The 23,590-nt window shown below is 69.1% G+C and carries 26 protein-coding genes and 1 tRNA gene; 15 read left to right on the top strand and 12 right to left on the bottom strand.

What is annotated here, in order from left to right:
* Position 1: 1 nt before the first annotated feature.
* Positions 2 to 2,899 carry an insulinase family protein gene (locus MKP05_RS01810; protein ID WP_240566777.1) on the top strand — a complete coding sequence of 966 codons (2,898 nt, stop codon included), beginning with the start codon at positions 2 to 4 and terminating at the stop codon, positions 2,897 to 2,899.
* 123 nt (positions 2,900 to 3,022) lie between these two features.
* On the opposite strand, the gene sbcB is transcribed toward MKP05_RS01810, so the two are convergent.
* The 4 genes from sbcB to minC all read right to left on the bottom strand — a co-directional run bounded on the left by sbcB (position 3,023) and on the right by minC (position 6,503).
* Positions 3,023 to 4,516, bottom strand: a complete 1,494-nt coding sequence (gene sbcB, locus MKP05_RS01805; RefSeq protein ID WP_240566776.1) for an exodeoxyribonuclease I — start codon at positions 4,514 to 4,516, stop codon at positions 3,023 to 3,025.
* A gap of 80 nt (positions 4,517 to 4,596) precedes the next feature.
* Complete coding sequence (gene minE / locus MKP05_RS01800; protein WP_102588074.1) at positions 4,597 to 4,848, bottom strand: cell division topological specificity factor MinE; 252 nt, start codon at positions 4,846 to 4,848, stop codon at positions 4,597 to 4,599.
* Positions 4,845 to 5,663, bottom strand: a complete 819-nt coding sequence (minD, locus tag MKP05_RS01795; RefSeq protein ID WP_240566775.1) for a septum site-determining protein MinD — start codon at positions 5,661 to 5,663, stop codon at positions 4,845 to 4,847. The genes minE and minD overlap by 4 nt, the downstream gene beginning before the upstream one ends.
* Positions 5,664 to 5,744: 81 nt before the next feature.
* The gene (gene minC / locus MKP05_RS01790) at positions 5,745 to 6,503 is read right to left on the bottom strand and encodes a septum site-determining protein MinC (RefSeq protein WP_240566774.1); all 759 of its coding nucleotides are present in this window, start codon (positions 6,501 to 6,503) and stop codon (positions 5,745 to 5,747) included.
* A gap of 260 nt (positions 6,504 to 6,763) precedes the next feature.
* On the opposite strand from minC, the gene MKP05_RS01785 reads away from it, so the two are divergent.
* Positions 6,764 to 9,538: a DUF349 domain-containing protein gene (locus MKP05_RS01785; protein WP_240566773.1), complete on the top strand. Its 2,775-nt coding sequence runs from the start codon at positions 6,764 to 6,766 to the stop codon at positions 9,536 to 9,538.
* Between the two features lie 118 nt (positions 9,539 to 9,656).
* Here MKP05_RS01785 and phbB read toward each other — a convergent pair whose 3' ends face one another.
* Positions 9,657 to 10,403 (bottom strand): acetoacetyl-CoA reductase, encoded by a 747-nt coding sequence (gene phbB / locus MKP05_RS01780; RefSeq protein ID WP_240566772.1) that lies wholly within the window; start codon positions 10,401 to 10,403, stop codon positions 9,657 to 9,659.
* A 192-nt stretch (positions 10,404 to 10,595) separates the two neighbouring features.
* Here phbB and MKP05_RS01775 point away from each other — a divergent pair.
* Positions 10,596 to 10,672, top strand: a tRNA-Met gene (locus MKP05_RS01775).
* A gap of 127 nt (positions 10,673 to 10,799) precedes the next feature.
* Here the strand turns inward: MKP05_RS01775 and MKP05_RS01770 are convergent.
* Complete coding sequence (locus tag MKP05_RS01770; protein WP_240566771.1) at positions 10,800 to 11,570, bottom strand: DUF3750 domain-containing protein; 771 nt, start codon at positions 11,568 to 11,570, stop codon at positions 10,800 to 10,802.
* 80 nt (positions 11,571 to 11,650) lie between these two features.
* Here MKP05_RS01770 and MKP05_RS01765 point away from each other — a divergent pair, with 80 nt between their 5' ends.
* Entirely contained in the window at positions 11,651 to 12,586 is a 936-nt protein-coding gene (locus tag MKP05_RS01765) for a tetratricopeptide repeat protein (RefSeq protein ID WP_240566770.1), read from the top strand.
* A 31-nt stretch (positions 12,587 to 12,617) separates the two neighbouring features.
* Here MKP05_RS01765 and MKP05_RS01760 read toward each other — a convergent pair whose 3' ends face one another.
* Complete coding sequence (locus tag MKP05_RS01760; protein ID WP_240566769.1) at positions 12,618 to 13,796, bottom strand: MalY/PatB family protein; 1,179 nt, start codon at positions 13,794 to 13,796, stop codon at positions 12,618 to 12,620.
* Positions 13,797 to 13,853: 57 nt separating this feature from the next.
* Between MKP05_RS01760 and MKP05_RS01755 the strand changes: the two genes are divergently transcribed.
* From MKP05_RS01755 to MKP05_RS01725, 8 genes are all read left to right on the top strand, one after another.
* Positions 13,854 to 14,288 (top strand): hypothetical protein, encoded by a 435-nt coding sequence (locus MKP05_RS01755; protein ID WP_240566928.1) that lies wholly within the window; start codon positions 13,854 to 13,856, stop codon positions 14,286 to 14,288.
* Between the two features lie 87 nt (positions 14,289 to 14,375).
* Positions 14,376 to 14,783, top strand: a complete 408-nt coding sequence (locus MKP05_RS01750) for an acyl-CoA thioesterase (protein ID WP_240566768.1) — start codon at positions 14,376 to 14,378, stop codon at positions 14,781 to 14,783.
* Complete coding sequence (gene ybaK / locus MKP05_RS01745; RefSeq protein WP_240566767.1) at positions 14,780 to 15,250, top strand: Cys-tRNA(Pro) deacylase; 471 nt, start codon at positions 14,780 to 14,782, stop codon at positions 15,248 to 15,250. The genes MKP05_RS01750 and ybaK overlap by 4 nt, the downstream gene beginning before the upstream one ends.
* Before the next feature lie 85 nt (positions 15,251 to 15,335).
* Entirely contained in the window at positions 15,336 to 15,662 is a 327-nt protein-coding gene (locus tag MKP05_RS01740) for a hypothetical protein (RefSeq protein WP_110282877.1), read from the top strand.
* Positions 15,634 to 16,155: a DUF501 domain-containing protein gene (locus MKP05_RS01735; RefSeq protein WP_240566766.1), complete on the top strand. Its 522-nt coding sequence runs from the start codon at positions 15,634 to 15,636 to the stop codon at positions 16,153 to 16,155. Before MKP05_RS01740 ends, MKP05_RS01735 begins: the two co-directional genes overlap by 29 nt.
* Positions 16,156 to 16,216: 61 nt before the next feature.
* Positions 16,217 to 16,342, top strand: a complete 126-nt coding sequence (locus MKP05_RS21705) for a hypothetical protein (RefSeq protein ID WP_258364096.1) — start codon at positions 16,217 to 16,219, stop codon at positions 16,340 to 16,342.
* Positions 16,343 to 16,477: 135 nt separating this feature from the next.
* Positions 16,478 to 17,032, top strand: coding sequence for an LOG family protein (locus MKP05_RS01730; protein WP_110282875.1), 555 nt, complete (start codon positions 16,478 to 16,480; stop codon positions 17,030 to 17,032).
* A 40-nt stretch (positions 17,033 to 17,072) separates the two neighbouring features.
* The gene (locus tag MKP05_RS01725; RefSeq protein WP_240566765.1) at positions 17,073 to 18,044 is read left to right on the top strand and encodes an NAD(P)H-quinone oxidoreductase; all 972 of its coding nucleotides are present in this window, start codon (positions 17,073 to 17,075) and stop codon (positions 18,042 to 18,044) included.
* Position 18,045: 1 nt separating this feature from the next.
* On the opposite strand, the gene MKP05_RS01720 is transcribed toward MKP05_RS01725, so the two are convergent.
* Both MKP05_RS01720 and MKP05_RS01715 read right to left on the bottom strand, forming a co-directional pair.
* On the bottom strand, positions 18,046 to 18,546 hold the full coding sequence (locus tag MKP05_RS01720) for a hypothetical protein (RefSeq protein ID WP_240566764.1): 501 nt from the start codon (positions 18,544 to 18,546) through the stop codon (positions 18,046 to 18,048).
* Positions 18,547 to 18,620: 74 nt separating this feature from the next.
* A complete protein-coding gene (locus tag MKP05_RS01715; protein WP_240566763.1) occupies positions 18,621 to 19,136 on the bottom strand; it encodes a tetratricopeptide repeat protein in 516 nt (171 codons plus the stop codon).
* A gap of 243 nt (positions 19,137 to 19,379) precedes the next feature.
* Between MKP05_RS01715 and MKP05_RS01710 the strand changes: the two genes are divergently transcribed.
* Together MKP05_RS01710 and yaaA are read left to right on the top strand one after the other, a co-directional pair.
* Positions 19,380 to 20,411 (top strand): NADP(H)-dependent aldo-keto reductase, encoded by a 1,032-nt coding sequence (locus MKP05_RS01710; RefSeq protein WP_240566762.1) that lies wholly within the window; start codon positions 19,380 to 19,382, stop codon positions 20,409 to 20,411.
* 112 nt (positions 20,412 to 20,523) lie between these two features.
* Positions 20,524 to 21,303, top strand: a complete 780-nt coding sequence (gene yaaA / locus MKP05_RS01705; RefSeq protein WP_110282870.1) for a peroxide stress protein YaaA — start codon at positions 20,524 to 20,526, stop codon at positions 21,301 to 21,303.
* Between the two features lie 7 nt (positions 21,304 to 21,310).
* Here yaaA and MKP05_RS01700 read toward each other — a convergent pair whose 3' ends face one another.
* Positions 21,311 to 21,883 (bottom strand): isochorismatase family protein, encoded by a 573-nt coding sequence (locus MKP05_RS01700; protein ID WP_240566761.1) that lies wholly within the window; start codon positions 21,881 to 21,883, stop codon positions 21,311 to 21,313.
* 103 nt (positions 21,884 to 21,986) lie between these two features.
* Between MKP05_RS01700 and MKP05_RS01695 the strand changes: the two genes are divergently transcribed.
* Positions 21,987 to 22,790 (top strand): Tim44 domain-containing protein, encoded by an 804-nt coding sequence (locus MKP05_RS01695; protein ID WP_240566760.1) that lies wholly within the window; start codon positions 21,987 to 21,989, stop codon positions 22,788 to 22,790.
* Positions 22,791 to 22,860: 70 nt separating this feature from the next.
* On the opposite strand, the gene MKP05_RS01690 is transcribed toward MKP05_RS01695, so the two are convergent.
* Both MKP05_RS01690 and MKP05_RS01685 read right to left on the bottom strand, forming a co-directional pair.
* Positions 22,861 to 23,055 carry a hypothetical protein gene (locus tag MKP05_RS01690; RefSeq protein WP_110282867.1) on the bottom strand — a complete coding sequence of 65 codons (195 nt, stop codon included), beginning with the start codon at positions 23,053 to 23,055 and terminating at the stop codon, positions 22,861 to 22,863.
* Positions 23,056 to 23,495: 440 nt separating this feature from the next.
* Positions 23,496 to 23,590, bottom strand: a 95-nt coding sequence (locus tag MKP05_RS01685) for a transposase domain-containing protein (protein ID WP_240566927.1), incomplete at its 5' end; no start/stop codon positions are given.

Raw genomic sequence — 23,590 nt, 5'->3', positions numbered from 1 at the left:
GATGTCCATCGCCGCCCTCAGCGCCATTGCCGCTTGCCGTGCCAGCGCCCGACGGCCAGCACGTCCGCTCGGCCTGCTGGCCCTGGCCGGCGCCCTGCTGTTCGCCCTGCCCTTCACCTCGGCCGTGGCCCGTGAACCGGCCCCCGAGCCGGAGGCCGTCGCCGAGGTCACCACGCCCCTGACCAGCCCCCACGACGCCCGGGACTATCGCGTGCTGACCCTGGAGAATGGCCTCACCGCCCTGCTGGTCAGCGATCCCGAGGCCGACAAGGCCGCCGCCTCGATGAACGTGGGCGTGGGTAGCGCCCAGGACCCGGACGATCTGGCCGGCCTGGCCCACTTCCTCGAGCACATGCTGTTCCTCGGCACCGATGCCTTCCCCGAACCGGACGCCTACCAGGCCTACATCTCGCGCCACGGCGGCACCCACAATGCCTTCACCGCTCCCCAGGACACCAACTACTTCTTCGACATCGAGCCCGAAGCGCTGCCCGGTGCCCTGGACCGCTTCAGCCGCTTCTTCGTCGCGCCGCTGTTCAACGCCGACCAGCTCGAGAGCGAGCGCAACATCGTCCACTCCGAGTACATGGCGCGCATCCGCGATGACGGCCGCCGCGAGAACGACGTACTCAACCAGCTGCTCAACCCGGCGAACCCCACCACCGGCTTCGCCGTGGGCAGTCGCGATACCCTGGCCAGCCCGCCCGAGGGAGAAGCCTCCCTGCGCGACAGGGTGATCGACTTTTATACCCGTCACTACGACGCCAACGTCATGCACCTGGCGCTGATCGCCCCCCGCCCCCTGGACGACCTGGAGGCACTGGTGACCGAGCGCTTCGCCGAGATCGCCGACCGCGGGCTGTCGCGCCCGGAGATCGAGGCACCGCTGGTCGTGGAAAGCAGCCTGCCGCGACGCGTCGAGGTCCAGTCGGTGCGGGACAGCCGTCAGCTGCGCTTCCTGTTCCCCGTGCCCGACCCGATTCGGGAGTACCGCCACAAGCCCGCCGACCTGCTCGCCCACCTGCTCGGCCACGAGGGCGTCGGCAGCCTGCTCGCCGTGCTGCGCGAGGCGGGCTGGGCCGACGGCCTCGCCGCCGGCGTCACCCGCGGCGACGGTCACCACGCCCTGTTCAGCGTCGACATCAGCCTGACCCCGACCGGAGCCGAGCGACTCGACGAGATCGAGGCGACCCTGTTCGCGGCCATCGCGCAGATCCGTGAAGCGGGCCTCGACCCCTGGCGCTACGACGAACAGGCCCGGCTGGCCGAGCAGCAGTTCCGCTTCCAGCAGCACGGCTCGCCGCTCAATGGCGCCATGCGGCTGGCGATGAACCTGACCCACTTCCCGGTGGAGGACGTGCAGTACGCCCCCTACCGCATGGACGGCTTCGACCGGGCGGCGACCGAGCGCTACCTCGACGCCCTGCGCCCCGACCGGCTGATTCGCCTCTACAGCGCCCCGGACGTGGAGGGTGAGCAGGTCTCGCCCTGGTTCAATGCGCCCTGGCGCGAGGTCGGCGACGACGAGCTGACCGAGGCCCGCCCCCTCGCCGGCCTCGCGCTCCCTGCCCCCAACCCCTATATCGCCGAGGACGTGACGCTGCTCGAGGAGCAGCACGACAAGCCCAGCCTGGTGATCGACGAGGCGGGCTTCGCCCTCTGGCACATGAGTGACGCCACCTTCGACACGCCCAAGGTGGAGTGGCGCTTCAGCCTGCAGCACCCCGAGGCCTCGGCGACTCCCCGGGAGGCCGCCCTGGCCCGGGTACTGGCCGGCTGGCTGGGTGACAGCCTCAACGAGGCCCTCTACCCGGCCCGGCTCGCTGGCCATCACTTCGAGGCCTACGCCCACGCCCGCGGCATCACCCTGTCGTTCTCCGGTTGGCGCGACCGTCAGGACCAGCTGATGCACCGTGTGCTGGCACAGCTCCAGAGTGGCGAGATCGATGCCGCGACCTTCGAGCGCGTGCGCTACCGCCTGCAACGGGAGTGGCGCAACGCGCCCCAGGCCGCGCTCCATCGCCAGGCCCATCGCACCCTCGCCGAGGCCCTGGTACGCCCCCAGTGGCCCACCGATGCCCTGCTCGAGGCGAGCCGGGAGCTCGAGGTCGACGACCTGCACGACTACCGCGAGGCCTTCCTCGCCGAGCTGCGCCTCGAGGCCATGGCGGTGGGCAACCTGGATGCCGAGCTGGCGACCCGCGAGGCCCGCCTGGTGGCCGAAGCCCTCGCGCCCCGCCTGCCGGAGGAGCGGATTCCCGACCTGGTGCCACTGCGCGCCGATTCCGACCTGCCGGCGCTGGTGCCCGTCACCACTCGCCAGGAGTCGCTGGTGCTGCGCTACCTGCAGGGCCCGGATCGGTCGCTGGAGAGCCAGGCGCGGCTGGCCGTCCTGGGCCAGTTGATCGACACGCCCTTCTACCAGCGGCTGCGCACCGAGGAGCAGCTCGGCTATGTGGTCAACGCCGGCTACTCACCGCTGATGGATGCGCCCGGCATCGGCCTGCTGGTGCAGTCTCCCGACACCGAAAGCGAGGCGATCCAGGCCCGCATCGATGCCTTCCTCGACGATTTCGAGGGACGGCTCGAGGCGCTCGACGACGCTGACCTGGCCCCCTATCGCCAGGCCGTCCATGCTGGGCTGATGCAGCGCGACACCAGCCTCTCGGCCCGCGCCTCCCGGCTATGGCAGGCGATGTCCTTCGGCGATACCGGGTTCGACCGCCGCGAGCGGCTCGCCGAACGAGTCCTGTCGGTCACCGCCCGGGACCTGCGTGAGGCCTGGTCGCGGCTGCGCGAGGCCGCCGTGGCCAACGTCACCTTCGACCCGGGCGACGAGCCCAGCGACGTGGCCGAACTGACCCGCCACCTGGCCCCGCTTCCCGAGGCCGACGACTGACTGATAATAGTGAGGGGTGAGAGGCAAGGAGTGAGGGGCGCCGGGGCAAGCCGGGAGGAGACCATATAGGGTTTACGGCGCCTCCTTGCTGGCCTGCCGCCGGATCAGCCCCGAGCCCTATCATCAAGCATCGAAGGCCTGGGGCGGCATGATCGCCTCCACATGCATCACCAGCTCCTCGAGGACCTGCCGGTCACGGTCGGACAGCGGGACGCCATTGAGCCGCTCGATCTCCCGGGCGAAGTCCTTGAGCGTCAGGCTCGAGAGGGCCGGATCGTTCATCCGAGCCCAGCGGAAGGCCTCCCACTGGACCTGCTCCTCGCTCTCGAGGGTCTCGGGATAGCTGCGCGCCCGGTAGCGGAACAGCATCTCCTCGAGGCGCGGGTCCTGGAAGGCGAAACGCGCGCCGACCAGCTCCCAGGGGTCGGTCTCGCGTACCCGCTGCATCTGCTGGCGATCCGAGGGCGAGAAGAAACCGCCGGCATAGAGCATCAGGTCGGGGTCACGGGGGCCGTCCGGGGGCGGCTCGGCGAACACCTCGGCGACCCGGGCGGCGACCTCGGGCCGGGCGGACAGGAGCTTCCAGTGCTGGCGGCAGGCGGCCACGTCCAGCCCCAGGCGAGCGACGATCTCGCCGTAGTCGCCCTTGGCAGGGCCGTCCACGTCCTTCAGGGCGCTGGCCGGGAAGAGCACCGGGCACTTGTTGATATGGATCACCTTGAGCGGGATGCGCTCGGCCCCCTCGGCCAGGTCGTCGTTGCTGACGAAGACCCGCTGGCGGATCTGCTCGGCACTGAGGTCGAACAGCGGGGAGGGATCCATCGAGAGATCATAGACGATCACCCCGTTGGGGTTGCTCGGGTGCTCGGCCAGCGGCATCACCAGGGCGCTGCAGGCGCGGCTCGCCGGGTAGCGACGCGAGATGTGCAGCACCGGCTTGCGGCCCGGCACGTCGAGCAGCTTGGCCACCTGGCGCTTGCCGCGCAGCCCCAGCAGGTAGTCGAAGAGCTTCGGGTTGCGGGATCTCAGCAGCCGTGCCAGGGCGATGGTGGCACGCACGTCGGCCAGGGCGTCGTGGGCGCCGGCATGCTCGATGCCGTTGGCGGCGGTGAGGGCCTCGAGCCGGAAGCTGGGAGCGCCATCGTCGCGCTTCGGCCATTCGATGCCGGCCGGGCGCAGGGCGTGGAAGGCACGCACCACATCGATCAGGTCCCAGCGGGAGTTGCCATTCTGCCACTCCCGGGCGTAGGGATCGAGCAGGTTGCGGTAGAAGAGGTGGCGGCTCACCTCGTCATCGAAGCGCATGCTGTTGTAGCCCAGGGCACAGGTGCCCGGCTCACTCATCAGCGCCTGGATACGGCCGGCGAACTCGGCCTCGGGCAGGCCACGGCGACTGGCCTGCTGGGGCGTGATGCCGGTGATCAGGCAGGCCTGCGGGTGGGGCAGGAAGTCATCGGCCGGCTTGCAGAACCACGTCACCGGCTCGCCGATCTCGTTGAAATCGGCATCGGTGCGGATGGCCGCGAACTGGGAGGGGCGATCGCGGCGCGGGTCGGCACCGAAGGTCTCGTAGTCGTGCCACAGGAAGGTCAACGGGGCGGCATGAGGCGGCGCCATGAGCGAGGTCTCTCCGAACGGTGCAGGCATGAAGGGAACAGCCTAGCACAGCCTCGCCCGCCTCTCAGCCGGCTCGATGCTCAGGCCCTGGGCAGGGTGACGTTCAGCTCCAGCACCGAGCAGTTGTCCTCGCTGTCGAGACTGATGTTGATGGCATCGTCGTCGACCTGGACATAGCGGCGGATCACTTCCAGCAGTTCCTTCTCCAGCATCGGCATGTAGTCCGGCTGTCCGCGCTGGCTGCGCTGGTGGGCGACGATGATCTGCAACCGCTCCTTGGCGACCGACGCGGACTTCTTGCGCTCTCTCTTCAGGAACTCGAGCAACTTCACCGGCGACCTCCTCCGAACATTCGGCTCAACAGGCTCTTCTTCTGGTACTCGTGGAAGCGCAGCGGGACCTCCTCACCGAGCAGGCGGGCCACGGTATCGGTATAGGCCTGGCCGGCGTCGCTGTCGGCATCGTGGGTGACCGGCACCCCCTGGTTCGAGGCCCGCAGCACCGCCTCGGACTCGGGAATCAGCCCGAGCAGGTCGATGGCCAGGATCTCGCGGATGTCCTCGAGGTTGAGCATGTCCCCCAGGTCGACCCGCGTCGGGTTGTAGCGGGTGATCAGCAGGTGCTCGCGGATCGGGTCCTCGCCGCGCTCGGCCCGTCGCGTCTTGGACGACAGCAGCCCCAGGATGCGGTCGGAATCGCGCACCGAGGAGACCTCCGGGTTGGTCACCACGACCGCCTCGTCGGCGAAGTACATCGCCAGCTGGGCGCCGCGCTCGATGCCCGCCGGGGAGTCGCAGAGGATGTAGTCGAAGTCCTTGCCCAGGGTATTGAGCACCTTCTCGACCCCCTCCAGGGTCAGGGCATCCTTGTCGCGGGTCTGGGAGGCCGGCAGGATATGCAGGTTGTCGACCCGCTTGTCGCGGATCAACGCCTGGTTGAGCCCCGCCTCACCCTGGATGACGTTGACCAGGTCATAGACCACGCGCCGCTCGCACCCCATGATCAGGTCGAGGTTGCGCAGCCCCACGTCGAAGTCGATGACCACGGTCTTGTTGCCTCGCAGTGCCAGGCCAGTGGCAATGGCTGCCGCACTTGTTGTCTTGCCGACCCCCCCCTTGCCGGAGGTCACAACGATGATCTTGGCCAAGTTACGCTTCCTGTCAGTCATGGTGGAAATAAGGAAAAAAGAGACGTCGATACGCCGCCGGCCGGACACGGCGGAACAGGCTCAGGTCAGCGTTGTGATGCCCAGCTGATTGTCGGTCAGGCGCACCTGAACGGCCGTGCCCAGCAGGCGGGGGTCGATGTCCTCGAGTCGCTTGTAGTTGCCGGCCACCGAGAGCAGCTCGGCGTGCAGTTCGCGACAGAAGATGCCGGCCTGGAGGTCGCCGTGGATTCCCGCCAGGGCCCGGCCACGCAGGGCGCCGTAGACATGCACGCTACCGGCGGCGAGCACCTCGGCACCGGCATTGACGGCCCCGATCACCACCAGGTCGCCCTCCGGGGCCGTCACCTGCTGGCCGGAGCGTACCGTGCCACGGTAGATGCGGCCGCTGCTGCCCTTCACTGGGGGCGCCTCCTGCTCCGCCCCCTCGCCCGCCTCCGGCTCGGCAGGCGTCGGCTCGTCGGGTGCCACGCTCTCCAGCGACCGGGGCCGACTCGCCTCCTGGGGCGGGAACCAGCCCAGCCCAAGCGCCCAGGCCGACTGCTTGACCGGATCGGGGCCGCCGCGCACCGCCACGGGCAGCAGCTTGTGGGCCCGGCAGACCGCACAGATGCGCTCCAGGGCCAGGTGCGGCTCGTCGAGCTTCTCGACGTTGAGCACCACCGGAGTATGCTGGAAGAAGGCCGGAGACTGACTGAGCTTGCCGGCGAGCTGCTCACGGATGCGCTCGGGGTCGGCGCTGGCCAGCTCCATGACCGTCATCGGCAGCATGCCTCCCTTGAAGGTGAACGCCATGCTGTCCCTGTCCACTTTGAGACTCATTGCCGAACTCCACGTCGGGTGATGGTCGGGGTACCTGGTCAAAGCTAAGCGAGTGACTCGTCCCCTGCAACTGATCATAAGCTCAGCGACCTCCGGTTGTCAGTGTCTCCAGTCGGCCACACCCGACATCTGCCGCGGGCTTTTCCGCAGGCGCGACGCATGGTTAGATACATTCATGGCCTGCGGCCGCGTGTCGCCACCGATGCCAACAACAAGATCGCTTGCGCCTGCCTCTCGGCGCTTCCATGTCAGGATGGTCAATGTCTGGACTCCTTCGTCGCCTCTTTTCTCCTCGCTGGCAACACCCCGACCCCGGGGTTCGCCGCCAGGCCGCCGACCGCCTCGACCCGTCGCGTCCCGAACAGCGCCAGGCCCTCGAACGGCTGGCCCGGGATGCCGACCCGGGCGTCCGCCAGGCCGCCCTGGCGCGCCTCGATGACCCCGAACGCCTGTTGGCCCTGCTCGACGAGGGCTCCTCTCCCGAGCTGCATGCCCGTCTCGTCGCGCTGCTGACGGGCCGCCAGGGCGACCTCGAGCTGGCGACCCGCATCGCCCTGACCGAGCGCCTCGATGCCGACACCCTGCTAAGCGAGATCGCCCTGCAGGGCGACAACCAGCAGCTACGCCTGGCTGCCCTGGCCCGCCTCGAAGGCGAGGATGCCCTGATTCGCCAGGCCTGCGACAACGGCATCGCCGCCGTGCGCCATGCCGCCGCGGCCCGGGTCACCAGCGAGGCCGGCCTGGCCAGGCTGGTCCAGTCGGCCCGTCGCGACCGCCAGGTGATGCGCCAGGCCCGCGAGCGCCTCAACCGGCTGCGAGCCGATGCCGCCTCGCTGGCCGCCGTCCGTGAACGCCGCGAGGCACTGCTCGAAACGCTGGAGCGACATGCCCAGTCCGCCTGGGAACCGCTCTATGCCGGCCGCTTCCGCCACCTGGTGCGCGAGTGGAGCGCCCTGGGGGACCTGCCCGATGCCAGCCAGGAGCAACGCTACCAGGACGCCTGCCTGCGCTGTCGCAAGGTGATCGGCGACCACGAGGCCCAGCAGCTCTCCCGGGCAGCCGACCACCAGCGTCGCGAGGATGCCGACCAGAACCGCGAGGCCCTGGTGGAAGCTCTGGAGGAGAGCCTCGACGCCCTCACCCGCAGCGAGCGGATCACCGAACAGGACATCGCCAGCCTGCGCGCCCAGAAGCGGTTGCTGGCCAACCGCTGGCAGACCCTCTCCGACCATCACCTGGCCGAGGAGTCGCTGCGCCGCCGCTATGATGCGGCCCTGGCCGGCTACGAACGCATTGCCCAGGCCTGGGTCAGGTTCGAGGAGCGGGCCGCGGACCTCCGTCAGGCCCTGACCGATGGCGACGACGAGCGCCTGGCCGCCCTGGTCGAGGCCAGCGGCTGGCCCGACGACCTGGCCCCCGCACCGCTCCTGCAGCAGGCCCGCCAGCGACTCGCCGCCAAGCCTGCCGACGACGACCTGGAGAGCCGCCTGGCCCGCTTCACCGACGACCTGGCCCAGCTCGAGTGCCTGCTCGAGAGTGGCGCCTTCAAGGGCGCCAGCCGCCTTCACCAGCGCCTGCGCCAGCAGGCCGACCACCTGCCCGAGGCACGCATCCGGCCCCAGCTGGCAACCCTCAAGCGCCTCGCGGCCCGGCTGGCCGAGCTTCGCGACTGGCGGGGCTTTGTCGCCGGTCCCAAGCGCGACCAGCTGTGCCAGGCCATCGACGCCCTGGCCGAGGACACCTCGCTGGCCGACGCCGAGCTCGACCGCCGCCACCGTCAACTGATCAAGGAGTGGAAGTCACTGGGTGACGCCGCCGCCAACCGCCAGCAAGCCGCCAGCTTCCGAGCCGCCTCGGACCGTATCCATGAGCGCCTGGCGCCCTGGCGCAAGCGCCTGGACGCCGAGCGGGCCCGCAATCTGGAGGCCCGTGAGGCGCTCTGCGAGCAGCTCGAGACGCTGCTCGCCCAGCCCGCCAGCGAGGCCGACCCGGACGCGCTGCGCCAGATCCGCGACAAGGCGCGGGAACAGTGGCGCCGCAGCTCCCCCGTCCCGCGCGACAGCGCCGAGGCCATCGGACGCCGCTTCGGCCGCATCCGTCACGAGCTGCAGGCGCTGATCGATCGCCGGGCCGAAGAGGTTGCCGGGGCCAAGCGTCAACTGATCGAGCAGGCCCGGGCCCTGCTCGAAGGCGACCAGCCCGCCACCCGCCGTGCCGAGCAGGCCAAGGCGCTGCAGCGACGATGGCGAACGCTGGGCCGCGCCCCGCGGGGAGAGGAGCAGGCCCTGTGGCGAGAGTTCCGCAGCCTGTGTGACGGCATCTTCGCCAGCCGCGAGGCCGAGCGCGACGACCGCGCCCAGCAGGCCCGGGAGCGCCTGGAAGCGATGCAGGCACTGATCGACCACCTCGACGCCTGGCACCCGACCGACAGCCGCGACGCCCAGGTACTGGAGCGGGCCATCCAGGAGGCTGCCGCCCTGGAGCCACTGCCCTCCGGCCGCCGCACCGAGGGCATGCGCCGGCGCTGGACGGGCATCGTCCGGGCACGCCGCGAGCGCCTGGCTCGCCTGGCGGTGCTCGAGGAGGTGAACCGGTGGCGCGACGTCCAGCCGCTGCTGGCGCGCCACCTGGAGGCCGATGCCGCCAGCCTGGCCGGGGAGGCGTGCCATGACGTCGAGCCACCGGCGGAAGTACCCCTGCCCGAGGACATGCGCCAGGCTCACGCCCAGCGCAATGCGGCACGCCGCCAGCCCGGCGACCCGGCGGAGATCGAGGAGCGGCTCACCCGCCTGCGGGTGCATCTCTCGCTGCTTGCGGTCGGTCGGGTCAGCCACCGCGACGACCCGTTGCGCCTGGCGATCCAGGTCGAGCGGCTCAACGAGAACCTCGGGCGAGAGCCGTCCCGGGCCGAGGAACTCCACGGCGTGCTGCGCGAACTGCTGGCCACCGGGCCGGTGCCCCCGGCCCTCTGGGCCCGGGAGGTCGGCGAATTCGACCGCATGCTGGAGAGCCTGACCCATCTACCCCCGCCCTGAGCCTCCCGGCCGGGGCCATGAACACGAAAGCGCGAGGCATCGGCCTCGCGCTTTCAGCTTGTCCCCCAGCCCGCCACCGGGATCGCCGGCGACGGAGGCGGTCACGACGGGCGGGCGGTCAGCCCATGAACTGGCCGCCGTTGATATCGATGTTGGCGCCGGTGATGAAGCCGGATTCCTTGTGGGCGAGGAAGGCGACCAGGCGGCCGATCTCCTCGGGCGTCCCGTAACGCTTGACCGGGATGGCCTCGCGGATCGCTTCACGCACCTTCTCGGGGATCTTCATGATCATGTCGGTGGCGATATAGCCGGGTGACACCGTGTTCACGGTGATCCCCTTGGTGGCGGTCTCCTGCGCCAGCGACATGGTCAGGCCGTGCATGCCAGCCTTGGCGGCGGCGTAGTTGACCTGGCCGAACTGCCCTTTCCGGCCATTGATGGAGGAGATGTTGATGATCCGGCCGTAGCCCTCCTCCAGCATGTCCTCGATCACGCTACGGCAGGTGTTGAAGACACTGTTGAGGTTGGTGTCGATGACCTCGCGCCACTGCTCGGCGGTCATCTTCTTCAGGGTGCCGTCACGGGTGATGCCGGCACAATTGACCAGCACACTGACGGGACCATGGGTTTCGCGAATCTCCTTTATCCCTGCCATGCAGGAATCGTAGTCGGTGAGGTCGATGCCGGACAGCGCAATGTTCTCGTAGCCGTCGGCCTTCTGGGTCTCGAGCCAGGCTCTGGCCTTCTCCGGGTTGTGATATCCCGCGATCACCGTGAAGCCCTCGGCGGCCAGCGAACGACAGATCGCTGTCCCGATACCACCGGTGCCACCGGTGACCCAGGCGACGGGTGCTTGGTTGGTCATTGACTACCTCCCTGATATTCGTGGCGCCTTGTCTGGCACAGGCCGGGGATGGCCCAGTGCCAGCATGCTTGTCTCGATTGTCGTCTTCATGACAATCGCCAGCAGTATGGACCAGGACAAGCACTACGGACGAGCGTTTGAAATCGCCTCTTGACCCAGGCCGTGGAGCCTGTAGAATACGCCTCACGTTGATGCGGGGTGGAGCAGTCTGGTAGCTCGTCGGGCTCATAACCCGAAGGTCATCGGTTCAAATCCGGTCCCCGCTACCATCTTCGAAGAAAAAGGCCAGAACCAACCGGTTCTGGCCTTTTTCATGCCTACGGTAGACCTTCTGGTAGCTCGTCGGGCTCGGCTCTCTACAACCCCAGGAAGGTCATCGGCTCAAGTCCGGCCATGCTACCTCTCCCCCTCCCCCTTGATGACGGCCGCCATGCCCAGCCGGCCGACGCCCGGCAGCTTGAGCGCCGGGCGCCGCACGTCCACTCCCAGCGTGAGCCCCAGCAGGTTGAGCTCGAGCCCCTCGTCACGCCCCAGGGTCACCCCCAGCACGCCACCCAGCGAGGCCGTCGTGCCACGCCCGCCCGGCGCCGAGGCCAACACCCCATCGAACAGATAGTCCTTGCCCACCGCAGTCACCGGGAACACCACCTCGAGCCCCGGCACCTCGCGGGCCACCCAGGCCGTGAAGCTGTTGCTGTTGGGCCCCGGCCAGGCACGATAGCGCAACGGCGCCGGATAGGCCGCCACCGCCACTTCAATTTCCCCGATCATCGCCGCGGCCGCCTCGCCGCGATAGTCGGCCAGCAGCACCGGGGCATTGCCGTACCAGACACGGTCGGGGGTGGTGGTCGACTGCGACACCAGGGCGGGCCGGCGCCAGCTCAGCACATGATGCAGGCGATACGCCTCGGCACCGGCCTCCCGCGTGGCGATCCAGGTGTGTACGCCGAAGGCACCACGCCAGCCCCAGGTACGCGCCGCGTAGACCTGCACCACCGCCGCGGGGGCCTCGGCCGCCGTCGGCGCCAGCCCCGCCGGCTCCCGACTCGCCGAGGCCCAGTGGCCTCCGCCATCGACCCGCTCGGTGGCCAGCATCCACAGGGGACCCGCCAGCAGCAGTGCCAATACCAGCCCCAAGCCGGCCGCCAGGCGCAGGATTCGTCGCATCGATGGTATGCTCCCCTTGAAGTCCCGGCCCGCTACCCGCATCTCCGGAGTAAATTCACTCTGACCCAAGGCCACTGACCATGTCCATCGTCGACCCCCGCACCGGCGAACCGCTCGCCGTCGACACCGCCTCCGGCGACAGCCCCGACCCGACGTCGAGCCGTCCTGATGCCGAGGTGATCATCGACGTAGACCGCGACAACATCCAGCAGCTGCTCGAGCTCTCCATGCAGGTGCCGGTGCTGCTCGACTGCTGGGCACCCTGGTGCGAGCCCTGCAAGAACCTGATGCCGGTACTCGAGAAGCTGGCCCGCGAATACCAGGGCACCTTCATCCTCGCCAAGCTGAACATCGACGAGAACCAGGAGATCGCCGCCCAACTCGGCGTGCGCTCGGTGCCGGACGTCAAGCTGATCAGCCAGGGTGGCCTGGTCGACCACTTCCAGGGCGCCCTGCCCGAGAAGCAGATCCGCGAATGGCTCGGCCGCTATATCCCGGCCCCGGAGGATGTCCCGCCGAGCCCCGAGGAACAGGCCGCCGAGGCACTCGCCACCGGTGACGCCGCCACCGCCCGGGCACTTTACGAGCAACTGGTGCAGCAGAATCCCCAGCACTCCCCCTATCAGGTGGAGCTGGCCCGCGCCCTGGTGGCCGAGGGCAAGGCCGAGGATGCCAAGGCGCTGCTCGACAACCTGCCGCCGGAGGAGCGAGACGCCGCCCCGGCCCGGGGCGTGCGCGCCAGCATCGAGTTCGGCGAGGAGGCGCCCTCGGCGGCGGAGCTGGCGGCCCTCGCGGGCCGTGACGACAGCGAGGCGCGTTTCAAGCGCGCCCTGCGCCAGGTCGCCGATGGCGACTACGAGGCCGGCCTGGAGTCGCTACTGGCGCTGATGAAGGCCGACCGTGCCTACGGCGACGATGCCGCGCGCAAGACCCTGCTGCGAGTCTTCGACGCCCTGGGCGCCGATCACCCGCTGACGGTCACCTATCGTCGTAAGCTCTTCGCGCAGCTCTACTGAGCGTCTCCGGGGCGAGGTCTCGCCCTGGGGGTCAGCCTCTCAGCACCCGGTCGAGACGGTCCAGTGCCGCGCCCAGCTGGGAGGCGGTAGTGCCGAAGTTGAGCCGCACGAAGCCCGGCCAGCCGAAGCCGGCCCCCTCCGAGAGCGCCACCCCGGCCCGCTCCAGCAGCACCTGCTTGGGCGAACCGTCATGCCCTGCCAGGCCGTGTGCCTGGCGCAGGTCGAGCCAGGCCAGGTAGGTGGACTCCGGCGGGCTCATGGCCACGCCGGGCCACCGAGCCACCCGCTCCACCAGGGTCCGGCGGTGGCCGCGCAGCACCCCGAGCAGCGCCCGCCGCCAGGGGTCACCGTGGGCGTAGGCGGCCTCGGCGGCCACCAGCCCCAGGACATTGCCGTCCGGCTGCAGGCCGCGCACCATGGCGGCGAAGCGCCGCCGCAGCCCGGCATCGGGAATCACCGCGCAGGCGGTGGTGAGCCCCGCCAGGTTGAAGGTCTTCGACGGCGCCCACAGCGTCAGGATGCGCGAGGCGAGTTCCGGGAAGGCCGCCGCCAGCGGACGATGCCGCGCCCCCTCATCGAGCAGCAGGTCGCAGTGCAGTTCGTCGGAGACCACCAGCAGGCCTTGGCGTTCAACCAGCTCGGCTAGCCCGGCCAGCTCCTCCCGCGTCCAGACCCGCCCGGTGGGGTTGTGGGGCTGGCACCAGAGCAGCAGTCGCGTCTCGGGGGTGATGGCGGCTTCCAGCGCCTCGAGGTCGAGGCGCCAGGGCTCACCCGGCGAGGCCGGCTCACACAGCGCCGCCTGCTGGGGCAGCCGACCGGTGCGCTCGGCCACCTTGAGAAAGGGTGGATAGATGGGCGTCACCGTCAGCACGCCATCGCCCGGCTCGGTCAGCGCCAGGCTCGCCAGGTGCAGGGCAGGTACCACGCCGGGCAGCCACAGCTGCCACTCCGGCTCGATCGTCCAACCGTAGTGCGCGGCGCTCCAGGCACACAGGGTGTGGCGCAGCGAGTCGGGCACCAGGCCGTAACCGAAGACGCCATGGTCGACCCGGGCACGCAGCGCCTCGACCACCTCCGGGGGCGAGGTGAAATCCATGTCGGCGACCCACAACGGCAGCACCCCATCGCCGTAGTGATGCCACTTCTGCGATGGCCAGTCGCCCCCCTTCGGGTGGCGACGCTCCACCGGCGTGGCAAAATCATGATTCATGCGTACTCTCCCCAGTCACGACATCCAGGCCAGGACAACCATCAGATGAACGAGACCATGCCGCAAAGCGGCTTCTATGCCAAGGTACGCCGCGGGCTGCCGGCGCTGATCGGCCAATGGCAACGCCTGGGCCAGGGCGATGCGGACCGTCTGGCGCTGATCCTCGCCGAGACCGCCCGGGTGGCGAAGCTCGGCGAACCCGAGGCCACCCCGAGCGGCGCCACCCTGCTCGAGTGGAGCGCCCCCGATGCCGGCGACGCCATTCCGCTCTGGGCGGCACGCACCGCCACCTTCCTGCTGGTGCAGATGCCCGCCCGCCCGCTGCCCGCGAGTGACGACGAGGCCTGCGCCTGGGCCTACTGCTGGCTGCGCAACCGCGACTTCGATCGCTTCGAGACCGCCGAGTGCGCCCTGCCGGACCACCTGCGCAAGCCCCTGGCCACCGCCCTCAAGGCGGCATGGACCGACCGGCAGGGCCTGCGCCTGGTCTGAGCGGGCCGCCGACACTTGACCAAGCGCTTGCTAGGGATAAAGCTGTCCAACCGGATCCGACGACGATCCCCAGACAAGGAACTCCCCATGTTCGCACGCACCATCGAGCCCGCCTTCTATGACACCGATGCCCTGGGTCACGTCAACAACACCCGGCTGCCGGCCTGGTTCGAGCTGGCCCGCAACGACCTCTTCCGCCTCTTCACCCCGGACCTGGACCCGCGCAAGTGGCGCCTGATCATGGCGCGGATGGAAGTCGACTACCGGGCCGAGCTGCAGTACGGCAGCGAGATCGAGATCCGTACCTACGTCTCGCGCCTTGGCAACAGCTCCTTCACGGTGAGCCAGGAGGCTCGGCAGAATGGCCGGTTGACCAACCGGGGCCATACGGTGATGGTACACTTCGATCATCGGGCCAAGCGCGCCATCCCCATCGAGGGTGAGCTGCGCGAGGCGCTGGAGGCCCATCTGCAGGAGGAGCCCGCAGACGCATGACACCGGCGGTGAAGGCGCTGGAGAAGGCCGGAACGGCCTTTACGCTGGCCAGCTACGACCACGACCCACGCACCCCGGCCTACGGCGAGGAGGCCGCCCGTGCCCTCGGCCTGTCGCCCGACGAGGTGTTCAAGACCCTGCTCGCCCGCCTCGATGACGGCCGCCTGGTGGTGGCCATCGTGCCGGTCTCCGGCCAGCTCGACCTCAAGGCACTGGCCCGGGCCGCCGGGGCCCGCAAGGCCACCCTGGCCGAGGCGGAGGCGGCCGAGCGCGCCACCGGCTACCTGGTGGGCGGCATCAGCCCACTGGGGCAGAAGAAGCGCCTGCCCACCTACCTCGACGCCAGCGCCGAGGATTTCACGGCGATCCACGTCAGCGGCGGACGCCGCGGGCTGGAGATTCGCCTGGCGCCACAGGACCTGGCCCGCCTCACCGGGGCACGCCTGGTCGCCCTCGCCAGGACCTGAGCCCCCGGCGAGCCGAATGGCGCCCCGCGCTGTCCCATTGGTACGCCCCGGCATCACCGGGACACCCCCACAACAGGAGCCGGTCATGGCCATCCGCTACGACCTCTGGCTGGACCCCGACAACATCGCCCGCCACCGTGCCGTGGAGGCGGACCTGATCCGCTTCTTCATGGAGCGCTTCGCCGACTATCCGCACATTCGCTTGTTCGGCGCCGACCCTTACGATTATGATGCGCCATTCAACCGCCTCCATGACGCGCTGATGGCCAGGGCCAACGAGTACTGCGAGCGGCAATGGCGCTATGTGCCGACGCCCGAGCAGCTCACTCGCGCCTTCTTCCTGGCCGTCGGCCGTTCGAACAAGTTTGTACGGGACCCCGACGATGCTGATCCGCACCGATCAGACGCCTGACGAGCGCCAGCTGGCCATCATCGCCGAGCAGCTTGGCCGTGCCCCCAGAGGCATCGAGGCCGTCTCGGCCACCGACGGCGAAGGCACCCCGCTGGTGCTGCGCATGGCCCCCGTCGTCGACGGCAAGCCCTTCCCGACCCTCTACTGGCTCAGCTCCGAGCGCCTCAAGATCGAGCTCTCGCGCATCGAGGCCGCCGGGGTGATCAAGCGGCTCGAGACCCGCCTGCAGGACGACCCCGACTTCCTCGCCGCCTATCACCGCAGCCACCGCGACTATGTCGAGGCCCGCTGGCGCTTCATGAGCGACACCCAGGCAGCCGAGGTCATCCGCCTGGGCTACGATGGCGTGCTCAGGGAGCGCGGCATCGGCGGCATCGGCAACTGGGACCAGGTGCGCTGCCTGCACACCCAGTATGCCCACCACCTCTGCGGCGACAACGTCATCGGCCAGTGGCTGGATGCCGAGTACGGGGTCGCCGACTGCCTGCCCTGAACCATCCCCGCCGTCCCCGAACCCTAACCCCAAGACCCACTCCCCAGAGAAGGAGCCCCTGATGTACGTCGATACCCATGTGATTGCCAGTCTCGCCCTGATCGCCAGCATGGTGGTGATCACCGGCGTGGGCATCAAGCTGCTGCGCCAGGCCATGAAACGCGACGCGGCCAGCGGCTCGCGCTGAACACGGCCGTTTGCCAGCACATCGCCAAGGGCGCCATGACGGCGCCCTTCGCGTATCCAGGAGGGCGGGAAGGGTCACGGGCTTTCGGGACCACCGCCGCGGCGCTAGGATGGAGGCCTTGCCAAGGAGAAGAGCATGTCGAGATTCTGCGTCTACCTGGGGTCACGGGACGGCCGTGACCCGCACTTCCTCGAGGCCACTCGCCAGCTGGGTAGCGAACTCGCCCGTCGCGGCCACACCCTGGTCTACGGCGGTGCCCGCATCGGCCTGATGGGCGCCCTGGCCGATGCCGTCATGGCCGCAGGCGGCGAGGCGATCGGCGTGATGCCCGATCACCTGGTGGAGCGCGAGCAGGCCCACCACGGGCTCAGTGAGCTGATCCGGGTGCGCAACATGCACGAGCGCAAGGCGAACATGGCCGCCCATGCCGACGCCTTCATCGTGCTACCCGGTGGCATCGGCACCCTGGAGGAGTTCTTCGAGGCCTGGACCTGGCACTACCTGGGGCTGCACGACAAGCCGATCGGCGTGCTCGACACCGGTGGCTTCTATGCCCCGCTGCTGGCCTTCCTCGACAGCACCGTGGAACACGGCTTCCTCAACGGCCGCACCCGGGCCGAGCTGATCGATGCCACCGAGCCGGCCGCCCTGCTCGACGCCCTGGAAGCCCGCCTGACGACCACCGACTGAGCCACCGCTTTCGTTCATGCCAACCCGAGGAGCTGGCGCCATGCATGCCATCACCATCGACGGAGAACGCCTGCGCTGGCGGGAGATCAGCGGGCCGGGTCCGCTGGAGAGTGGCCAGGTGCGGATCCGCGTGGCCTGGGCCGGCGTCAACCGCGCCGACCTGATGCAGCGCGCCGGGCACTACCCGCCGCCCCCCGGGGCAAGCGGGACCCTCGGGCTCGAGGTCAGCGGCACCGTGACCGAGACCGGCCCCGGCGTCGAGCGCCTGCGCGCGGGCGACAAGGTCTGCGCCCTGCTCGCCGGGGGCGGCTACGCCGAGGAGGTGGTGGTGGATGCCCGCCAGGTGCTGCCCTTGCCCGAGGGCTTCGGCCTGCAACGGGCCGCGGCACTGCCCGAGGTCTACGCCACCGCCTGGCTCAACCTGTTCCGGGAAGGCGCCCTGGCGGCGGGGGAGCGGGTCCTGCTGCACGCCGGCGCCAGCGGCGTGGGCACCGCCGCCATCCAGCTGTGCCGGGCCTTCGGGCACCCCTGCTTCGTCACCGTGGGCAGCGAGGCGAAGCTCGACGCCTGTCGTGCCCTGGGTGCCGAGGCAGGCTGGAACCGCCACGACGGCAGCTTCGTCGAGGCGGTGAAGGCCTGGGGCGGCGCCGACATGATCCTCGACCCGGTGGGCGCGAGCTATCTCGCCGACAACCAGCAGGTGCTCAATGCCGGCGGACGCCTGGTGCTGATCGGGCTGATGGGCGGGCGCCGTGCCGAGCTGGACCTGGGACGGATGCTGATGAAGCGCCAGCGGCTGATCGGCTCGACCCTGCGCGCCAAGTCGCCGGCGGCCAAGGGCGCCATCCTCGATGCCCTGCTGGCCCATGTCTGGCCCAGGCTCGCGAGCGGCGAGCTCGAGCCGCTGATCGACCGCACCTGGCCGATCACCGAGGCCGAGGCGGCCCACGAGCACGTCAGGCGCGATGCCAATATCGGCAAGGTTCTGCTGTCGGTCAGCGGCGAGGACTGAGTCAGGCGTCGCCGGCGAGTTCGCGGGTACGCTGGTAAGTGAGCTGCAGCAGACGGGCGTCGTCGCCGGCCCGGTGACGGTGGATACCCAGCTCGCGCACCAGCGCTTCCTTGGTGGCCGTCCACAGCGCCAGCTGCCCCTCGCTGAGCAGCATGCGCAGCGCCTCGAGGCGGAACGCCGGCAGCAGGCCGGCATGGTGGAAGAGCAGGGATAGCCAGGTGTTGTCATAACCCCAGCTGTCGCTGTAGGCGATGCCCAGGTCGGACAGCTCATCATTGAGCCAGCGCGCCACCTGGCGCACCGGATACCCCTCGCGGGCCAGGCGGCCACGACTGATCCCGTGCAGTAGTTCCGCCGTGGGATCCCAGTGGATCCACTCGGGAAGCGGCTGCACGAGGAAGGCGCAGGTGCTGCCGTCGGGCCGGGCCAGGCCGACCTCGATGGGGTAGCTGCCACGCCCGAATCCGGACGCTTCGATATCCAGCAGTGTCGGTAGCGTCACGGGAAGGCGGGTCCTCGATGATGGGTCACCAGGTCGGGGGCAAGGCCGGGACATGTTTCCGGCCTCAGGTTGACCTAGTGTCGCGTCTCGGCTTCGCCACTGTCCAGTTGGTCGGCGAACCCGGCCTGGCGATCGGCCAGCCGCTGCCAGTACTCGGCGCGCTCGGCGTCCATCGGCAGACCGAGCTCGCCCCGGCGGTAGGCCCTGGCCAGGCGGTCGGCGGCCAGGGGATGACCGGCCTCGCCGGCACGGGCGTACCAGGTCACGGCGTGATCATCGCGGCGCGGATAGAGGGCGCAGCCATGCTCGTGGATCTGCCCGGCCCGGTACTGGGCACGGGCATCCCCGGCATGGGCCGCCTCGAGCACATAGCGGGCACCGCGTGCCTTGTCCTGGGGGCTGACGCCGCGATGGAAGAGCATGTGCCCGTAGAGCGACAGCGCCGCCGGGTGACCGGCATCGGCGCAGCGCTGGAAGAGGTGCATGGTCAACTTCTGGGTGCGCGGCGAACGAGGCAGCCAGCGAGTATGGAACAGCTGCTCCGCCAGACGATACTCGAGCCGAGTGAACAGTGATGATGCCTGAGGCATGGCAAGCAACCCTGGTCCTGTGGTGCCGAAGACGACCTCGCCCACTACCCTGTGTGCGGCGTCATTCGCATACTGTGACAGCAGCCCTGCGGACTCCGCCGGGGCAACGGGGCCGCAAGCATACGCTCGCCCCGGCGGCGACTCAACCCCCCCACATTTGCCGCCCTGGTCGACCTGCCGCTACCATGCCGACTCCAGACCTGACGTTTCCAGGACACCAGAGCCTTGCAAGGGGAGTGACGGATGCAGACGCGACCGCTTGGCAACACCGGCATCGAGGTCAGCCGACTCTGCCTGGGCACCATGACCTTCGGCGAGCAGAACAGCGAGGCCGATGCCCACGAACAGCTCGACCGTGCCGTGGCCTTCGGCATCAACTTCATCGACACCGCCGAGATGTACCCGGTGCCGCCGAAGGCGGAGACCCAGGGGCGCACGGAAGCCTATATCGGCAGCTGGCTGAAGCACCGCAGCTCCCGCGACGACGTGATCATCGCCACCAAGGCCGCCGGCCCCGGCCTGGAGCATGTGCGCGGCGGGCCGCGCCTGACCCGCGAGCACCTCAGGCAGGCCATCGACGACAGCCTCTCCCGACTGCAGACCGACTACGTCGACCTCTACCAGCTGCACTGGCCGGATCGTCACACCAACTTCTTCGGCCGGCTCGGCTACGAGCATGACGAGGAGGAGGACAGCACGCCGCTCGAGGAGACGCTCGCGGCGCTCAAGGAGCTGGTGGACGCCGGCAAGGTCCGCGCCATCGGGCTGTCCAACGACACGCCCTGGGGGGTCATGCGCGTCCTGCACCTCGCCGAGACTCTCGGCCTGCCGCGGGTGGCCTCCATCCAGAACCCCTACAACCTGCTCAACCGCACCTTCGAGGTAGGGCTCGCCGAGATCGCCCATCGCGAGAACGTGGGGCTGCTGGCCTACTCGCCACTGGCCTTCGGCATGCTCTCGGGCAAGTACCTCGACGGCGCCCGCCCGGTAGGTGCCCGCCTCACCCTGTTCGAGCGCTTCCAGCGCTACACCAACCCGCTGGCCGAGGAGGCGACACGGGCCTACGTGCAGATCGCCCGTGACCATGACCTCGATCCGGCGCAGATGGCCCTGGCCTTCGTCAATTCCCGCAGCTTCCTGACCAGCAACATCATCGGCGCCACCACCATGGAGCAACTCGAGGACGACCTGGCGAGCGAGTCGCTCCGGCTCGAGCAGAGCGTGCTCGACGCCATCGAGGAGGTGCACCGGCGACTCCCCAACCCCGCTCCCTGAGCCCCTCCCGACAGGGCAGTGGGCTATCGAGGCGATAGCCCACTGCGAGTGGGCGGCTTGGTATACTCGGGGTATCGCCGTCAGGCCCATCTACCAGGTACAGGAGCGCCCCATGCTGAGCGTGATCTCGCCCGCCAAGTCGCTGGACTTCGAGACGCCGGCCACCACGGCCCGGCATTCCCAGCCGGACTTCCTCGATCGCAGCCGTGAACTGATCGAGATCCTGCGCGACTACTCGCCACAGCGGCTCAGCGAGCTCATGGGCATCAGCGACAAGCTGGCCGGCCTCAATGCCGCCCGGTTCGCCGAGTGGCACACGCCCTTCACCCCGGACAACGCCAAGCCTGCGGCCCAGGCCTTCAAGGGTGACGTCTACGTGGGGCTGGAAGCCGATACCTTCGGCGACGACGACAACGCCTTCGCCCAGGACCACCTGCGCATCCTCTCCGGCCTCTACGGCCTGCTGCGCCCGCTGGACCTGATCCAGCCCTACCGCCTGGAGATGGGCACCCGGCTCGACAACCCCGCCGGGCGCGACCTCTACGCCTTCTGGAGGGAGACCCTGACCGCGGAGCTGGACAGGGCCGTGGCCGCCAGCGGCAGCCCGGTGCTGGTCAACCTCGCCTCCAACGAGTACTTCAAGGCGATCGACCCCAAACGGCTCTCGGCCCGGGTCATCACCCCGGTGTTCAAGGACGAGAAGAACGGCAAGTTCAAGATCATCAGCTTCTATGCCAAGAAGGCACGCGGCCTGATGGCCGCCTGGATGATCCGCCAACGGCTGGACGACCCCGACGGTCTCAAGGCGTTCGACGTGGCCGGCTATCGTTTCAACGATGCCATGTCACAAGGCGATACCCTGGTCTTCACCCGCGAGGAAGGCGCGGCCTGAACGAGATTCAGAAGCACAGGGGCCGGGCGGAGCGGCCCTTGAGGAAGCGGCGATGGGCCTGCTTGAAGCGTTCGTCGTCGCAGCGGTGCAGCCACTCGTAGGCCACCATGTCGGCGCTCACCGCCACGGCACCGGCCTGGACCATGCGCTCCCGGGCCAATCGCGCCTCGGCGGCCCGCCGACTCACCGTGGCCTCCACCAGCCAGTAGACCTCATAGCCTGCCTCCAGCAGGCCGAGGCCAGTCTGCATCACGCAGATATGGGCCTCGGTGCCGCACAGCACCACCTGCCGCTTCCCGCTCTCGGCCAGCGCCGCGGCAAATTCCGGTTCCTCATGGGCGCCGAAGTGGACCTTCTGCCACAGGCGATGGCCCGGGAGCGCCGCCAACAACCGTGGCTCACTGCCGCCCACCCCTTGCGGATACTGCTCGGTGACCCACACCGGCACGTCCAGTGACTCGGCCAGCCCGCCCAGCCAGGCGGCTTCCGTCACCGCCTGGTCGCCATTCTCGATCACCGGCAGCAGTCCGGCCTGCAGGTCGACGATCAGCATCAGGCTCTTTTCGCGTGTCAGGCGCATCGGCGTTCTCCGGGTCTTTATTGTCGTGAGTGACCAGCATAGCCGCTAGAATGACTCGACCTGAAGCTTACCCTGCTGCACATCCCTGAATGGAGATCTCTGAATGCGCCATCTTCTCATCATGCTGGTGGTCGGTGTGCTGGGCTTCGGCCTCGCCGTGGATCATGCCGACGCCCGCCGCCTCGGTGGCGGCAAGAGTTTCGGTACCCAGTCCCGTACCGTGGAGCGCCCTGCCGCCGCCACCAACCAGGCGGCACCCGCGCGCCAGGGCCAGGCGGCCGGCTCGCGCATGCCCGGCATGCTGGGTGGCCTGCTCGCCGGCGGCCTGCTCGCGGCGTTGTTCTTCGGTGGTGCCTTCGACGAGCTGCGCCTGATGGATATCCTGCTGGTCGCCGGCGTGGCCTTCCTGCTGTTTCGCCTGCTGGCGCGCCGTCGCCCCGCCATGGCCGCGGGGCAGCCCGACCAGCCGGCAACCCGCGTGCAATCTCCGGCCTTCCAGGCCGAGACCGCCTCAGCGGGCGGCGGCGCGGCCTTCGCCGGCGAGCCCGAATGGTTCGACCGCGAGCGCTTCCTGGGCGGCGCCAAGGAGCACTTCATGACCCTGCAGCGCGCCTGGGACAACAATGATTTCGCCGGCATCCAGGAGTACGTGACGCCGGAGCTCTACAACCTGTTGCGTGAAGAGCGCGCCGGGCATCCGGCCAACAACCGCACCGAGGTCGTGCGCCTGTTCGCCGAGCTGGGCGACGTGCGCGAGGAGGGACAGCGGGCCGAGGCCACGGTGATCTTCCACGGCATTCTCGACGAGAACGGGGAGCACAACGAATTCAACGAGACCTGGCACCTGGTCCGCGAGATGCGCGACGGCGCCCCCTGGTACGTGCAGGGCATCGAGCAGAACGGTTGAACGATCGCCGCCCCTGAACGGCAGGAGGCCGGGCAATCGCCCGGCCTCCTGCATTTCTGCCGCCCTGTGGTCAGTTCTCTTCGGCGGAGTCCTGGATCTCGTCGCCCATCTCCTCGATGCCCTCGCCGGCATCCTCCATCGCCTCGTCGATATTCTGACCGGCTTCCTCGGCCGGGCCCGGATCATCCTCGCACGCCACCAGCCCGCCGGCCATCATGGCAATCAGCATTGCCAGGCCAAGTCTCTTGAGCATATCGGTCTTCATGGTTGTCTCCTCCTGAGAGCTCTCTATCCACCAAGTCGTTACATTTGGCCCTTGAAAACCCTAGTCGAATTGACGTCCCATGACCACTACGCCCTGCAACCCTCTGTAAGCGGCACACGACCATCCCGAAACTCGCCGACCGGAAACGAAAAAACCCCGAACACGGATGTGCTCGGGGTTTTCTCTGAAGAAGTGCCTGACGCCTCTTCTCCCACTGCGTGGGCTTGAGCCAGGGCTCGGGGCGCCGCTTCGCGGCTTTGCATCCCTCGCCCGTTCGCGCCTGACAAGGCAATGCCTTGTCCGGGCGGCGCTCACCCTACTCTCGCATGGGGGTGAGACCGCCCGGCCCTTCGCGGCACCGCCGCGAGGGCGGTCGAACGCCCCGAGCCGGCGAGGGGCCGGTCCGCGGTAAGCGTTCGGGCATCACCGCTTGTCAGTGATCAGGCGTTGTGCTGCCAGTTGTGGGGCAGGAGTTCGTGGATTTGGCTGGCCTTGTGTGTCGGCAGCCGTTCCAGCACGTTCTTCAGGTAGGCGT

It is taken from the genome of Halomonas flagellata, from assembly GCF_022487945.1.
Taxonomy (GTDB): domain Bacteria; phylum Pseudomonadota; class Gammaproteobacteria; order Pseudomonadales; family Halomonadaceae; genus Halomonas; species Halomonas flagellata.
The sequence above is the reverse complement of the archived record's forward strand: the minus strand, read 5'-3'. Positions and strand labels throughout refer to the sequence as shown.